General features: G+C 60.9%; 17 protein-coding genes. 8 read left to right on the forward strand and 9 right to left on the reverse strand.

Translation table 11 applies throughout. From position 1 onward, the window contains the following. Nucleotides 1-24 precede the first annotated feature (24 nt). Nucleotides 25-873 carry a carbon-nitrogen hydrolase family protein gene (locus AC07OJ_RS23745; protein WP_106805147.1) on the forward strand — a complete coding sequence of 283 codons (849 nt, stop codon included), beginning with the start codon at nucleotides 25-27 and terminating at the stop codon, nucleotides 871-873. A 16-nt stretch (nucleotides 874-889) separates the two neighbouring features. Beyond that, complete coding sequence (tldD, locus tag AC07OJ_RS23750) at nucleotides 890-2332, forward strand: metalloprotease TldD (RefSeq protein WP_065900701.1); 1443 nt, start codon at nucleotides 890-892, stop codon at nucleotides 2330-2332. 45 nt (nucleotides 2333-2377) lie between these two features. Here the strand turns inward: tldD and yjgA are convergent, their stop codons facing one another. After that, nucleotides 2378-2899, reverse strand: coding sequence for a ribosome biogenesis factor YjgA (gene yjgA / locus AC07OJ_RS23755; protein WP_065900703.1), 522 nt, complete (start codon nucleotides 2897-2899; stop codon nucleotides 2378-2380). Between the two features lie 108 nt (nucleotides 2900-3007). Here yjgA and pmbA point away from each other — a divergent pair, with 108 nt between their 5' ends. The 6 genes from pmbA (at nucleotide 3008) to AC07OJ_RS23785 (ending at nucleotide 8276) form a co-directional block, all read left to right on the forward strand. Next, entirely contained in the window at nucleotides 3008-4354 is a 1347-nt protein-coding gene (gene pmbA, locus AC07OJ_RS23760; protein WP_065900704.1) for a metalloprotease PmbA, read from the forward strand. Between the two features lie 145 nt (nucleotides 4355-4499). Beyond that, nucleotides 4500-4895, forward strand: coding sequence for a FagA protein (locus tag AC07OJ_RS23765; RefSeq protein WP_065900706.1), 396 nt, complete (start codon nucleotides 4500-4502; stop codon nucleotides 4893-4895). Beyond that, entirely contained in the window at nucleotides 4888-6264 is a 1377-nt protein-coding gene (locus tag AC07OJ_RS23770; RefSeq protein WP_106805146.1) for a class II fumarate hydratase, read from the forward strand. The genes AC07OJ_RS23765 and AC07OJ_RS23770 overlap by 8 nt, the downstream gene beginning before the upstream one ends. Nucleotides 6265-6291: 27 nt before the next feature. Next, on the forward strand, nucleotides 6292-6735 hold the full coding sequence (locus AC07OJ_RS23775; RefSeq protein ID WP_065900711.1) for a DUF2753 family protein: 444 nt from the start codon (nucleotides 6292-6294) through the stop codon (nucleotides 6733-6735). 1 nt (nucleotide 6736) lies between these two features. Then, nucleotides 6737-7348: a superoxide dismutase gene (locus AC07OJ_RS23780; RefSeq protein ID WP_065900714.1), complete on the forward strand. Its 612-nt coding sequence runs from the start codon at nucleotides 6737-6739 to the stop codon at nucleotides 7346-7348. 34 nt (nucleotides 7349-7382) lie between these two features. Beyond that, complete coding sequence (locus tag AC07OJ_RS23785) at nucleotides 7383-8276, forward strand: ZIP family metal transporter (RefSeq protein WP_065900716.1); 894 nt, start codon at nucleotides 7383-7385, stop codon at nucleotides 8274-8276. 87 nt (nucleotides 8277-8363) lie between these two features. Here AC07OJ_RS23785 and AC07OJ_RS23790 read toward each other — a convergent pair whose 3' ends face one another. The 8 genes from AC07OJ_RS23790 to lptC all read right to left on the reverse strand — a co-directional run bounded on the left by AC07OJ_RS23790 (nucleotide 8364) and on the right by lptC (nucleotide 13920). Next, nucleotides 8364-8636, reverse strand: coding sequence for an HPr family phosphocarrier protein (locus AC07OJ_RS23790; RefSeq protein ID WP_016974292.1), 273 nt, complete (start codon nucleotides 8634-8636; stop codon nucleotides 8364-8366). A 16-nt stretch (nucleotides 8637-8652) separates the two neighbouring features. Continuing rightward, a complete protein-coding gene (gene rapZ / locus AC07OJ_RS23795) occupies nucleotides 8653-9510 on the reverse strand; it encodes an RNase adapter RapZ (protein WP_025856309.1) in 858 nt (285 codons plus the stop codon). Between the two features lie 2 nt (nucleotides 9511-9512). Next, nucleotides 9513-9977, reverse strand: a complete 465-nt coding sequence (gene ptsN / locus AC07OJ_RS23800) for a PTS IIA-like nitrogen regulatory protein PtsN (protein ID WP_065900720.1) — start codon at nucleotides 9975-9977, stop codon at nucleotides 9513-9515. A gap of 10 nt (nucleotides 9978-9987) precedes the next feature. Further along, complete coding sequence (gene hpf, locus AC07OJ_RS23805; RefSeq protein ID WP_003171804.1) at nucleotides 9988-10293, reverse strand: ribosome hibernation-promoting factor, HPF/YfiA family; 306 nt, start codon at nucleotides 10291-10293, stop codon at nucleotides 9988-9990. A 75-nt stretch (nucleotides 10294-10368) separates the two neighbouring features. Continuing rightward, nucleotides 10369-11862: an RNA polymerase factor sigma-54 gene (locus AC07OJ_RS23810; protein WP_065900722.1), complete on the reverse strand. Its 1494-nt coding sequence runs from the start codon at nucleotides 11860-11862 to the stop codon at nucleotides 10369-10371. Between the two features lie 198 nt (nucleotides 11863-12060). Beyond that, nucleotides 12061-12786 carry an LPS export ABC transporter ATP-binding protein gene (lptB, locus tag AC07OJ_RS23815; RefSeq protein ID WP_016974288.1) on the reverse strand — a complete coding sequence of 242 codons (726 nt, stop codon included), beginning with the start codon at nucleotides 12784-12786 and terminating at the stop codon, nucleotides 12061-12063. Continuing rightward, entirely contained in the window at nucleotides 12786-13361 is a 576-nt protein-coding gene (gene lptA, locus AC07OJ_RS23820; protein WP_106805144.1) for a lipopolysaccharide transport periplasmic protein LptA, read from the reverse strand. Before lptA ends, lptB begins: the two co-directional genes overlap by 1 nt. Next, nucleotides 13348-13920, reverse strand: coding sequence for an LPS export ABC transporter periplasmic protein LptC (lptC, locus tag AC07OJ_RS23825; protein ID WP_065900725.1), 573 nt, complete (start codon nucleotides 13918-13920; stop codon nucleotides 13348-13350). The genes lptA and lptC overlap by 14 nt, the downstream gene beginning before the upstream one ends. Nucleotides 13921-13928: the final 8 nt, after the last annotated feature.

Here is a 13928-nt window from a genome sequence, read left to right on the forward strand (position 1 = left end):
ATGCCTTCTATGGAGTAGCGGCCCATGTCCTTTGCGGTAATTCAAATGGTCAGCCAGAGTGATGTGCTGGCCAATCTCGCCCAGGCCCGGCGTTTGCTGGAGCAAGCGGCGGCAGGCGGTGCGAAGCTGGCGGTATTGCCGGAAAACTTTGCCGCCATGGGCCGCCGCGACGTGGCCGCTATCGGTCGCGCCGAGGCATTGGGTGAAGGCCCGATCCTGCCATGGTTGAAACAGACCGCCCGCGACCTCACCTTATGGATAGTGGCCGGCACTGTGCCGTTGCCGCCCAGGGACCATCCGGATGCCAAGGTCAATGCCTGCTCGCTGCTGATCGATGATCAGGGCGAGATCGTTGCCCGCTACGACAAGTTGCACCTGTTCGATGTGGATGTGGCGGATGCCCGGGGTCGTTATCGCGAATCCGACGACTATGCTTTCGGTGGCAACGTGGTGGTGGCGGATACGCCGGTGGGCCGGTTGGGCCTGACTGTGTGCTACGACCTGCGCTTCCCGGAGTTGTACAGCGAGTTGCGTGCGGCGGGGGCTGAATTGATTACGGCGCCCTCGGCCTTCACCGCAGTGACCGGCGCCGCGCACTGGGACGTGCTGATTCGCGCACGCGCCATCGAGACCCAGTGCTACTTGCTGGCGGCAGCCCAGGGGGGCGTACATCCGGGCCCTCGGGAAACTTACGGCCACGCGGCGATCGTCGACCCGTGGGGGCGAGTGCTGACACAACAGGATCAAGGCGAAGCGGTGTTGCTGGCCGCACGCGACAGCAGTGAACAGGCGTCGATACGGGCGCGCATGCCGGTGGTCAACCATCGGCGCTTTTTCTCGCAGGGCGCGCAGCGACCTGCTTCAGAACGATGAATTTAAGGCCAAACCTATGAGCGAGTTGTTGTCCTCAGTCAGTGAACACCTCCTGGCACCCGGTGGCGTGACCATCGAAAGTCTGCAAACCGTGCTCGGCGATCTGGCCGGACCCGGCATCGACGCCGCCGACCTGTATTTCCAGGGGCAGATTTCCGAGTCCTGGGCGCTTGAAGATGGCATCGTCAAGGAAGGCAGTTTCAACCTCGACCAAGGCGTGGGCGTACGTGCGCAGTCCGGTGAGAAAACCGGCTTCGCCTACAGCAACGCAATCACCCTGGAGGCCCTCGGCCTGGCCGCGCGTGCTGCGCGTTCGATTTCCCGCGCCGGCCAGAACGGCACGGTGCAGGCGTTCAGCACCCAGGATGTGGCGCAATTGTATGCGCCGGATAACCCCCTGGAAGTGATCAGCCGCGCGGAAAAAGTCGATTTGCTCAAGCGTATCGATGCGGCCACCCGCGCCCTCGACCCGCGTATCCAGCAAGTCACCGTGAGCATGGCCGGTGTGTGGGAGCGCATCCTGGTGGCCTCCACCGACGGCGGCCTGGCGGCGGATGTGCGCCCGCTGGTGCGGTTCAATGTCAGTGTGATCGTCGAGCAGAACGGCCGTCGCGAGCGCGGCGGCCATGGCGGCGGCGGGCGTACCGACTACCGATATTTCCTCACCGATGACCGCGCCATGGGGTATGCCCGCGAGGCGCTGCGCCAGGCGCTGGTCAATCTGGAGGCGATTCCGGCACCGGCCGGCACGTTGCCGGTGGTGCTGGGGTCGGGCTGGTCCGGTGTGTTGCTGCACGAAGCGGTCGGCCATGGCCTGGAAGGCGACTTCAACCGCAAGGGCAGCTCCGCCTACAGCGGGCGCATGGGCGAGATGGTCGCGTCCAAGCTGTGCACGATTGTCGATGACGGCACCCTGGCCGGTCGCCGTGGCTCGCTGAGTGTCGACGACGAAGGCACTCCGACCGAGTGCACCACCCTGATCGAAAACGGCGTGCTCAAGGGCTACATGCAAGACAAGCTCAACGCCCGCCTGATGGGCGTGGCGCGCACCGGTAACGGCCGTCGCGAGTCCTATGCGCACCTGCCAATGCCGCGCATGACCAACACCTACATGCTCGGTGGCGAAAGCGATCCGGCGGAAATCATCGCCTCGGTTAAACGCGGTATCTACTGCGCCAACCTCGGTGGCGGCCAGGTGGATATCACCAGTGGCAAGTTCGTGTTCTCCACCAGCGAGGCGTACCTGATCGAAGACGGCAAGATTACGGCGCCGGTCAAGGGGGCAACGTTGATTGGCAACGGCCCGGAAGCCATGAGCAAGGTGTCGATGGTCGGCAACGACCTGGCGCTGGACAGCGGCGTGGGCACGTGCGGGAAAGATGGGCAGTCGGTGCCGGTGGGTGTCGGCCAGCCAACGCTGAAGATTGATGCGATCACCGTGGGTGGCACGGGGTCGTAAGCCGTGAAGCGCCGGGTGGCGAAGGTCGCCACCCGGGGAAGAGGATCAACGCAGGCCGCGTTGAGTCTCGTCCAGCTCACGGATGTACTTGAAGATTTTACGGCTGGTGGCCGGAGCCTTGTTTTGCGCCAGTTCGTGCTGGGCCTGACGAATCAGGGAGCGCAGTTGCTGGCGGTCCGCGTCCGGATAATCCACTACAAACTTCTCCAGTACTGCGTCATCGCCCGAGATCAGGCGGTCACGCCAACGTTCCAGGTTATGGAAACGTTCGTTGTACTGGCGAGTGGAGGCATCGAGTTGATCGAGCAAGGTCAGAATGGCGTCAGTGTCCTGGTCGCGCATCAGTTTGCCGATAAACGAGATGTGCCGTTTACGCGCGATATTCGCGGTGTGCTTGGGCGCATCCGCCAGGGCCCGGCGCATTTCGTCGGTCAGTGGCAGTTTTGCAATCAAGTCCGGCTTGAGCGTTGTAAGGCGCTCGCCGAGGTCAACCAGAGCATGCAGCTCACGTTTGACCTGGGATTTGCTTTTCTCCCCATCGAGGGAGTCGTCGTAAGAATCAACCATGGTGGCAGTCCGCAAAGAAACGCCGCCATGATAACCAGTCGGGGGCCGCTTGTCCGGCCCGGTCGCTCGATGGCCTTAACCGAAAGCAGAATTTGAGTGGAGAAAACCATGAGTGCAGCCCAAAGCGTCGGTCCGCAAGCGTTACCGGCACTGCAGGAACAAGTCGAGCAGATCCTTGCCGAGGCCAAGCGCCAGGGGGCCAGCGCCTGTGAAGTTGCGGTGTCGCTGGAGCAGGGGCTGTCGACCTCGGTACGCCAGCGGGAAGTCGAAACCGTCGAATTCAACCGTGACCAGGGCTTTGGCATCACCTTGTACGTGGGCCAGCGCAAGGGTTCGGCCAGCACTTCGGCGAGTGGCCCGGAGGCGATTCGCGAAACCGTGGCCGCCGCTTTGGCAATCGCCAAGCACACCTCCGAGGATGAAAGCTCGGGCCTGGCCGATAAAGCGCTGATGGCCAAGGACCTGAAGGACTTCGATCTGTTCCATGCCTGGGACATCACCCCCGAGCAAGCCATCGAGCAGGCACTGACCTGTGAGGCGGCGGCGTTCGACGCTGATGCCCGCATCAAGAACGCTGATGGCACCACGTTGAGCACCCATCAGGGCTGCCGCGTGTATGGCAACAGCCATGGTTTTATCGGCGGTTATGCATCCACTCGACACAGCTTGAGCTGCGTGATGATCGCCGAGGCCAATGGCCAGATGCAGCGTGACTACTGGTACGACGTGAACCGCCAGGGCGATTTGTTGGCGGATCCTGCCAGTATTGGCCAGCGCGCTGCACAACGTGCCGCGAGCCGCCTGGGCGCGCGCCCGGTGCCGACGTGCGAAGTGCCAGTGCTGTTTTCCGCGGAGCTGGCCGGCGGCTTGTTCGGCAGTTTCCTGGGGGCGATTTCCGGTGGCAACCTGTACCGTAAATCATCGTTCCTGGAAGGCGCGATCGGCCAGCAGCTGTTTCCGGAGTGGCTGACCATCGACGAACGTCCGCACTTGATGCGGGCCATGGGCAGTTCGGCGTTCGACGGCGATGGCCTGGCGACTTATGCCAAGCCGTTCGTCGAGAAAGGTGAGTTGGTGTCCTACGTGTTGGGCACCTACTCGGGCCGCAAACTCGGCCTGCCGAGCACTGCAAACTCCGGTGGCGTACACAACCTGTTCGTCACCCACGGCGACGAAGATCAGGCGGCGTTGTTGCGGCGCATGGGCCGTGGCCTGCTGGTGACCGAGTTGATGGGACAGGGCCTGAACATGGTCACCGGGGATTATTCGCGCGGTGCGGCGGGGTTCTGGGTCGAAAACGGCGAGATTCAATTTGCCGTCCAGGAAGTCACCATTGCCGGCAATATGCGCGACATGTTCAAGCAGATCGTGGCGGTCGGCAATGATCTGGAACTGCGCAGCAACATTCGCACGGGTTCGGTATTGATCGAACGGATGACCGTCGCCGGCAGCTGACCGTAGCGAGGTTCAACCAAAGCGCGTTATCCCACGGATAGCGCGCTTTTTTTATGCCTGCCTGACAGGTGGATTACTCCGCCGCCATTGCGTTGATTCTCAATATCATTTAATAATAAATATCATTACCGAATGAGTGTCGATCATGAGTTCTGTCCTGCATGAGGATCCGTACCTGGAGAGCTGGCGCTGGATGAGTCGTCAGATTCGCTGTGGCCTGGATCCGAATGAACCTCGCCTGATCGAACATTACCTCAACGAAGGTCGATACCTGGCCTGTTGCACGGCCACCCATCCGTGGACGATCGCTGAAACGTCGTTCCGGCTGCTGATCGACACCGCCAGCGATATCGCCTTGCCCTGGCACTGGCGTTCCCTGTGCCTGGACCAAGCCTGGCGCCCGCTGCGCGACCTGGAAAAACTCTCCCGCTGTGCCTGCCGCCTCAAGCGCTGGCAGACCTTTGCCTGGCAATTGGCGACCTGCGAATTGCTGCCGTCTATTTCTCACTCCGACCTGGTGCAAGGATCTAACGATGAGTAACACCCGTATCGAACGCGACAGCATGGGCGAACTGCAGGTGCCGGCCGAGGCCTTGTACGGTGCGCAAACCCAGCGCGCGGTGAACAACTTTCCGATCAGCCATCAGCGCATGCCGGCGCAGTTCATCCGCGCCCTGATCCTGGCCAAGACCGCGGCCGCCAAGGTCAACGTCGACCTCAAGCAAATCAGCGAAGGGCAGGGCAAGGCCATCGTCGATGCCGCCCAGGGCTTGCTCGAAGGCGATTTCATGCAGCACTTCCCGGTGGACATCTTCCAGACCGGCTCCGGCACCAGCTCCAACATGAACGCCAACGAAGTGATCGCGACCCTCGCCAGCCGTTTGCTCGGCGAAGCGGTCAATCCCAATGATCACGTCAACTGCGGGCAAAGCAGCAACGACATCATCCCGACCACGATCCACGTCAGCGCCGCGCTGGTGCTGCACGAGCAAACGCTGCCGGCACTGCTGCACCTGGTACAGGTGATTGAGCAGAAGGCCGAAGAAGTCCATCCGTTCATCAAGACTGGCCGTACTCACCTGATGGACGCCATGCCCGTGCGCATGAGCCAGGTGCTCAACGGTTGGGCGCAGCAGCTCAAGGCCAATATCGGTCATTTGCAGGACCTGCTGCCGAGCCTGCAGGCTCTGGCCCAGGGCGGTACGGCGGTGGGCACGGGGATCAATGCGCACCCGGAATTTGCTGCGCGCTTCAGCCAGCAACTGAGCAGCCTGACCGGCGTGAAGTTCACCCCGGGCAAGAACCTGTTCGCGTTGATTGGCTCCCAGGACACCGCCGTCGCCGTCTCGGGCCAGTTGAAAGCCGTTGCCGTCTCGCTGATGAAAATCGCCAATGACCTGCGCTGGATGAACTCCGGCCCGCTCGCCGGCCTCGGTGAAATCGAATTGGAGGGCCTGCAGCCTGGCTCGTCGATCATGCCCGGCAAGGTCAATCCGGTGATCCCGGAAGCGACTGCGATGGTCGCCGCGCAGGTGATCGGCAACGACAGTGTGATCACCATCGCCGGCCAGTCGGGCAATTTCGAGCTGAACGTGATGTTGCCGATCATCGCGCAGAACCTGCTCGGCAGCCTGGAGCTGCTGGCCAATTCCAGTCGCCTGTTGGCGGACAAGGCCATCGCCAGCTTCAAGGTCAACGAGGCCAAGCTCAAGGAAGCGCTCTCGCGCAACCCGATCCTGGTCACCGCACTCAACCCGATCATTGGTTACCAAAAGGCCGCTGAAATCGCCAAGAAGGCCTATCAGCAAGGCCGCCCGGTGATTGATGTCGCCCTCGAGCACACCGACTTGCCGCGCAGCCAACTGGAGGTCCTGCTGGACCCGGAAAAGCTCACGGCCGGCGGCGTGTAATCACCGACACTGCTTTGGAGGCTCACCATGGAGCATTGGAAACGCACGATCGAACGGGCCAATCGCTGCTTTATGCAGGGCGAGCTGGTAGACGCTCGCGAGGCCTATCTGCAGGCCCTGGCCCTGGCTCAGGTGTTGTTCGAGCGCTGGGCGGATGCCGACGAAGCGGTGGCGGCTTGCGTCATTTCCCATCACAACCTGGCGGACCTGCACCTGCGCCTGAACCAGCCGGAGGAGAGCGCCGAATACCTTTGCGCCATCCACCAGCGCCTCTTGCAGACCATGCAGGACCCGCGCCTGAGCCCGCAATTGCGTGAAGCGGCCCTGCGCCAGAGCAGCAAGACCTACGTTGAGCTGTTGAATTTCATCAGCGACCACGGCGAGTACCCGCGTACTCATCGGCTGCTGGGCAGCACGGCGGCGCCCTCGGATGCGTCGACTCGCAACAGTCCTTATTACGGAGCACATTGAAATGTCCTACACCTTGCCTGCCTTGCCTTACGCCTACGATGCCCTGGAACCGCATATCGATGCGCAAACCATGGAGATTCACTACACCAAGCACCACCAGACCTACATCAATAACCTCAATGCTGCGGTCGAGGGCACTGAGTTCGCCGGCTGGCCGGTAGAGAAACTGGTCTCCAGCGTGCAACAACTGCCGGAAAAACTGCGTGCGGCGGTCATCAACCAAGGCGGTGGCCACGCCAACCACTCGTTGTTCTGGGCAGTGATGTCGCCCAAGGGCGGCGGCAAGCCAGAAGGCGCTCTGGGCAAGGCCATCGACGAGCAACTGGGCGGTTTCGACAGCTTCAAGGAGGCGTTCACCAAAGCCGCGTTGACGCGTTTCGGCAGTGGCTGGGCCTGGCTGAGCGTGACACCGCAAAAGACCCTGGTGGTGGAAAGCAGTGGTAACCAGGACAGCCCGCTGATGAACGGCAATACGCCGATCCTGGGCCTGGACGTCTGGGAACACGCTTACTACCTGCTGTACCAGAACCGTCGCCCGGAATACATCAATGCCTTCTACAGTGTTATCAACTGGCCGGAAGTTGCCGCGCGCTATCAGGCCGCCCTGGCCTGATCTTCACCCTTCATAACCCGATCTAAGGCCGACTATGGGCACGCAAACACTGGCGATCAGCAGCGGACGAATGTTTCGTTATGCGTTTGGCTCGCTGCTGCTATTGGCAGGTACTGCATTGTTGGTGGCCCATGGGCTGGCCTGGCTGGACCTGGAGCCGCGTATCTTGCGCGCCCTGCAGGGCGGGTCAATCTGTGCACTCGGCACGGCACTCGGCGCGGTGCCGGTGTTGGTGATTCGGCGCATGCCGGTGGCGTTGAGCGATACATTGCTGGGCTTTGGCGCCGGGGTAATGCTGGCGGCGACGGCGTTTTCGCTGATCGTGCCGGGCATTGCCGCGGCTGAAGGCCTCGGGCTCTCGCCCTGGGGCGCCAGTGGCTTGATCAGCTTCGGCATCATGCTGGGTGCATTCGGGTTGTATCTGGTTGACCGCAAGGTCTCCGGCGCAAGCCCGGAAATGTTGGTGGGCACGCCGGACAACCCGGTGATCCCGCCGCGCATCTGGCTGTTCGTGTTTGCCATTATTGCCCACAACATTCCGGAAGGCATGGCGGTGGGCGTTTCCGCCGGCGGCGGCATGCCGGACGCCGATAGCTTGGCCATGGGCATTGCCTTGCAGGACGTGCCCGAAGGGCTGGTGATTGCGTTGGTATTGGCCGGGGCCGGGATGTCGCGGGTCAAGGCCTTCCTGATCGGAGCCGCGTCAGGCTTGGTGGAGCCGGTATTTGCAGTGCTTTGCGCATGGCTGGTGAGTTTGGCCGAGGTGCTGTTGCCGTTGGGCCTGGCCCTGGCTGCTGGCGCGATGCTGTTAGTGGTGACCCACGAAGTGATCCCGGAGTCGCGGCGCAATGGTCATGAGAAGCTCGCCAGCCTGGGGTTGTGCATCGGGTTCTGCTTGATGATGGTGATGGATACAGCCCTGGGGTAAACCGCTCCCTGTTAAGAGCTGGCTCGCCGGCGCTCGGTCGCGGTCTTGAAGGACGCTATCGCCGGCAAGCCGGGCTCCTACGGAAGGTTATTCGCCTTCGTCGAAGAAGTTATTGATCAATGCCACCAGTGCGGCCATTGCTTCGTCTTCCTGCTCACCTTCGGTCTTCAGATGAATCTTGGTGCCCTTGCCGGCAGCCAGCATCATCATGGCCATGATGCTCTTGCCGTCGACCATGGATTCCGGGGTGCGCCCGGCGCGGATCTGACAGGGAAACTGCCCGGCAACACCGACGAATTTGGCCGAGGCGCGGGCGTGCAGGCCCAGCTTGTTGATGATTTCAATTTCCAGAGCGGGCATCGCGGGGGTGTTCCTTTCAGCTAAGGTCGCGGTGGCGAACCTGGACGTTCTTGAGGGTTTGTTGCAGCACCTGGCCCAGGCGCTCGGTCAGGTAGACGGAACGGTGGTGGCCGCCGGTGCAGCCGATGGCGATGGTGACATAGGCGCGGTTGCTCGCGGCAAAGCGCGGCAGCCATTTGAGCAGGTAGCTGGAGATGTCCTGGAACATCTCCTCCACATCCGGCTGCGCTGCCAGGTAATCGGCCACCGGCTGATCCAGCCCGGACTGATCACGCAGTTCCGGTTTCCAATAGGGGTTGGGCAGGCAACGCACATCGAACACGAGGTCGGCGTCCACCGGCATGCCCCGCTTGAAGCCAAAAGACTCCACGAGAAATGCGGTGCCAGGCTCCGGCTGATTCAGCAGGCGCAGCTTGATGGCATCGCGCAGCTGGTACAGGTTGAGGCTGGTGGTGTTGATCTTGAGGTCGGCGAGGTCGATGATCGGCCCCAGCAACGTGGTCTCATCTTCGATGGCTTCAGCCAGCGAGCGATGAGGGCTGCTGAGCGGGTGGCGTCGGCGGGTTTCGGAGAAGCGCTTGAGCAGCGTCTCTTCGTCGGCGTCCAGGTACAGCACATCGCAATGAATGTGTTTGGCGCGCACTTCCTCGAGCAATTGCGGGAAGCGCTCAAGGTGGCTGGGCAGGTTGCGGGCGTCAATCGAAACAGCGACCAGGGGTTGCGCCAGTTCGGTGTGGATCAACGCACGTTCCGCCAATTCCGGCAGCAGGCCGGCGGGCAGGTTGTCGATGCAATAGAAACCGTTGTCCTCAAGAACATTGAGGGCGGTGCTTTTACCCGAGCCGGAGCGGCCGCTGACGATGATCAAACGCATGATTACTGCCCGTTTTGTTCATCCAGGACAACCTGATAGAGCGCCTCACTGGTGGCAGCGCTGCGCAGTTTGTCGCGTACTTCCTTGCGGTCGAGCATGCTGGCGATCTGCCGAAGCAGCTCCAGGTGCGCATCGGTGGCAGCCTGTGGGACCAGCAGTACAAACAGCAGGTCGACCGGGGCGCCGTCGATGGCGTCGAAATCGATAGGTTTTTCCATGTGCAGCAAGGCGCTGACAGGTGTTTCACAGCCTTGCAGGCGGCAGTGTGGAATGGCGATGCCGTTACCAAAACCGGTCGAACCCAGTTTTTCACGGGCGATCAGCGACTCATAGACAACTTGCTCATCCAATTCAGGCACTTGGCCATGGATCAGTTTGGCAATTTCTTCGAGGGCTTTCTTTTTGCTGCCGCCCGGCACGTTCACGAGGGAACGGCCGGGGGTCAGGATGGTTTCAAGTCGGATCATGGGGGGAGAGTTAACGACCTGTACCTTGCATCAGGTGCAGATTCTTTTCCTTATGCTTTATGAGTTGGCGGTCCAGCTTGTCGTAGAGCGAGTCGATCGCCGCGTACATGTCCTCATGTTCCGCATTGGCGACGAGCTTGGCATTCGGTACGTGCAGGGTGGCCTCGATTTTCTGCTTGAGCTTATCGACCTCCATGATGACCTGCACGTTGGTGATCTTGTCAAAATGCCCCGCAAGTTTGTTCAACTTGCTCTCGGTGTACTCACGCAGGGGCTTGGTGACTTCCAGCTGGTGTCCACTGATGTTGACTTGCATACAGCTTCTCCTTCGTTGCCAGTGCATAAAGCGGCAGGCCGGGGTGCCTGCCACTGGAACGCTTTGGCCCGCCCGTCACATCAAACGCTTTCGCTCGCTGGAAGGCGCGATCCCAAGGGATTCGCGGTACTTGGCGACGGTTCGACGGGCGACCTGAATGCCTTGTGCCTCCAGTAAACCAGCGATCTTGCTGTCACTCAACGGCTTTTTCTGATTTTCCGCGGCAACCAGTTTTTTGATGATCGCGCGAATCGCCGTGGACGAGCATTCGCCGCCTTCAGAGGTGCTGACATGGCTGGAGAAAAAGTATTTCAGCTCATATATACCGCGTGGGGTATGCATGAATTTTTGCGTGGTCACCCGCGAGATCGTCGATTCGTGCATGCCCACCGCCTCGGCGATGTCGTGCAGGACCAGCGGTTTCATTGCTTCGTCGCCATATTCCAGGAAGCCGCGCTGATGCTCGACGATCTGGGTGGCGACTTTCATCAGGGTTTCGTTGCGGCTTTGCAGGCTCTTGATGAACCAGCGCGCTTCCTGCAATTGGTTGCGCATGAAGGTGTTGTCGGCGCTGGTGTCGGCGCGGCGCACAAAACCGGCATATTGCGGGTTGACCCGCAGGCGTGGCACGGATTCCTGGTTCAGCTCCACCAGCCAGCGCTCGTTGTCCTTGCGCACGATCACGTCAGGCACCACGTATTCGGCTTCGCTGGACTCGATCTGCGAGCCCGGACGCGGGTTGAGGCTCTGCACCAGCTCGATGACCTGGCGCAGGTCGTCTTCCTTGAGCTTCATGCGGCGCATCAGCTGGCTGTAGTCGCGGCTGCCGAGCAGGTCGATATAGTCGGTCACCAGGCGCTGGGCCTCGACCAGCCAAGGGGTCTTGGCTGGCAGTTGGCGCAGTTGCAGCAACAGGCATTCACTGAGGGTGCGCGCGCCAATGCCGGCGGGCTCGAACTGCTGGATGCGGTGCAGGACGGCTTCAATCTCGTCCAGCTCGATATCCAGCTCCGGATCGAAGGCTTCGAGGATCTCTTCGAGCGTTTCGTCCAGATAACCCTGGTTATTGATGCAGTCGATCAGGGTCACGGCGATCAGGCGATCGGTGTCCGACATCGGCGCCAGGTTCAGTTGCCACAGCAGATGGCTCTGCAGGCTCTCGCCGGCTGAGGTGCGCGTGGTGAAGTCCCATTCGTCATCGTCGTTACTGGGCAGGCTGCTGGCGCTGGTCTGGTAGACGTCTTCCCAGGCGGTGTCCACGGGAAGTTCGTTGGGGATGCGTTCGTTCCAGTCGCCTTCCTCAAGGTTATCCACCGTTGGGGCGGTTTCCTGGTAGGAGGGTTCCTGCACGTCGGAATTGGGTTTTTGCTCGATGTTGTCGGCCAGCGGGTCTGCATTATCGAAGTCGTCGCCTTCTTCCTGGCGTTCGAGCATCGGATTGGACTCCAGGGCCTCCTGGATTTCCTGTTGCAGGTCCAGGGTCGACAATTGGAGCAGGCGGATGGCCTGTTGCAGCTGCGGTGTCATCGTCAGCTGCTGGCCCATTCTCAGGACTAGCGATGGTTTCATGGCAGGGGCTTAACACCTTATTCGCCGGCGCAATGCGCCATCCACGACAGGGCGCGTGAGCGCCAAACATAAGCAAATTATATGCCTGATATCGGGGGCTTTGCCTAGAGCGCGGTAACAATAAAAATCCGGAGGTTTTCATTGACTCCCGCGCACCTTGGCGAACGGCCTGCCACCGCCTTTTTCAAACAGGCAGGCTTACAGGCGGAACTCGTGACCCAGGTACACTTCCTTGACCAGTTCGTTGGCCAGGATAGTGGCGGAGTCGCCTTCGGCGATCAGCTGGCCATCGTTGACGATATACGCGGTTTCGCAGATATCGAGGGTCTCACGGACGTTGTGGTCAGTGATCAATACGCCAATGCCCTTGGCCTTGAGGTGGTGGATGATCTGCTTGATATCACCCACCGAGATCGGGTCGACACCGGCAAACGGTTCGTCCAGCAGGATGAACTTGGGTGCAGTGGCCAGCGCCCGGGCGATTTCCACGCGGCGACGCTCACCACCGGACAGGCTCATGCCGAGGTTGTCGCGGATGTGGTTGATATGGAATTCCTGCAGCAGGCTTTCCAGCTCCTTGCGACGGCCGTCACGGTCGAGTTCCTTGCGGGTCTCGAGGATCGCCATGATGTTGTCGGAGACCGACAGCTTGCGGAAGATCGACGCTTCTTGCGGAAGATAGCCAATGCCCGCACGGGCGCGGCCGTGCATCGGCTGGTGGCTGACGTCGAGGTCGTCGATCAGGACGCGACCCTGGTCCGCCTGGACCAGGCCGACGATCATGTAGAAGCAGGTAGTCTTGCCGGCGCCGTTGGGGCCGAGCAAGCCGACGATCTGGCCGCTGTCGATCGACAGGCTGACGTCGCGCACGACCTGGCGGCTTTTATAAGCCTTGGCCAGATGCTGGGCTTTCAGGGTTGCCATTAGTTCGCCTTCTTCGCATCGGGTTTAGGCGCAGGCTGGGCAGCGCCGTCTTTCTTCTTCGGCTGGATAACCATGTCGATGCGTGGACGCGGTGCGCTGAGCTTGCTGCCCGTGGCGCGGCCGGCGTTGGCGACCTGCTTCACGGTGTCATAGGTGATTTTTTCACCTTCCGTGGAGTTGCCGTCAGGGCTGAGCACCTTGGCCTGGTCGATCAGCACGATGCGATTCTGCTGGGCGTGATACTGGATGGTCTTGCCATAGCCTTTCATCGGGCCGGTATCGGTCGCGGACTGCTTCTGTTCGAAGTAAGCCAGGTTGCCCACTGACGTCACCACGTCGATGTCGCCGGATTGGGTGCGAGTCAGCGTCACCGTGTTGCCGGTGATCTTCATCGAGCCTTGGGTGATGATCACGCCGCCGGTGTAGGTGGCGACGCCTTGCTTGTCATCCAGTTGCGCATCGTCGGCCGAGATGTGGATCGGTTGCTGGCTATCGTTCGGCAGAGCCCAGGCGCTCACGCTTCCCAGTGCTGCGCCCAGACCGAGCAAAATAGGGAGAGTTTTAACGAGCCTCATACTGTCCTCTTACGTTCGATAGCAGGTGTATCCTGCTTTCTTTCAAATACGCTTTCATTCCCTTGCCAGTCGATACACCGCCAGCGCCGTCGATTCTAACGTCTTGCTCGGTCTGCGCATATTGCTTCTGCGGGAATACGGTCATGCGACTGCTGGTAATCACGGTGTCGCGGTTTTTCGCATCGGTGCGTGCAACACGTACCGAGTCGATCAGTTCTACCTGGGTGCCGTCCGGGTTGACCTCGCCACGCTTGCTGGTGACGTGCCATGGAAACTCGGTGCCACGGTAGATGTTCATGTCCGGGTTGGTCAGCAGGGTCACTTCGGTGGCCTTCAAATGCTCGACCTTGTCCGACGTCATCTCGTACTGCACCTTGCCATCGGGCAGGAACTGCACGCTCTTGGCATTGATGGCGTAGTAGTCGATAGCCCCTTCGTCGACCTGCGCAGCAGGCTGGTCGAGAAAGCGCTCCGGGCTGATATTCCAGTAGCCCACCGCCAGGAACAGCGCGGCGATGACCCCGAATAGCAGGAAGTTGCGAATCTTTTTACTCAGCATAAAACGCT

This window comes from Pseudomonas sp. GW821-FHT09C08 (assembly GCF_059418125.1).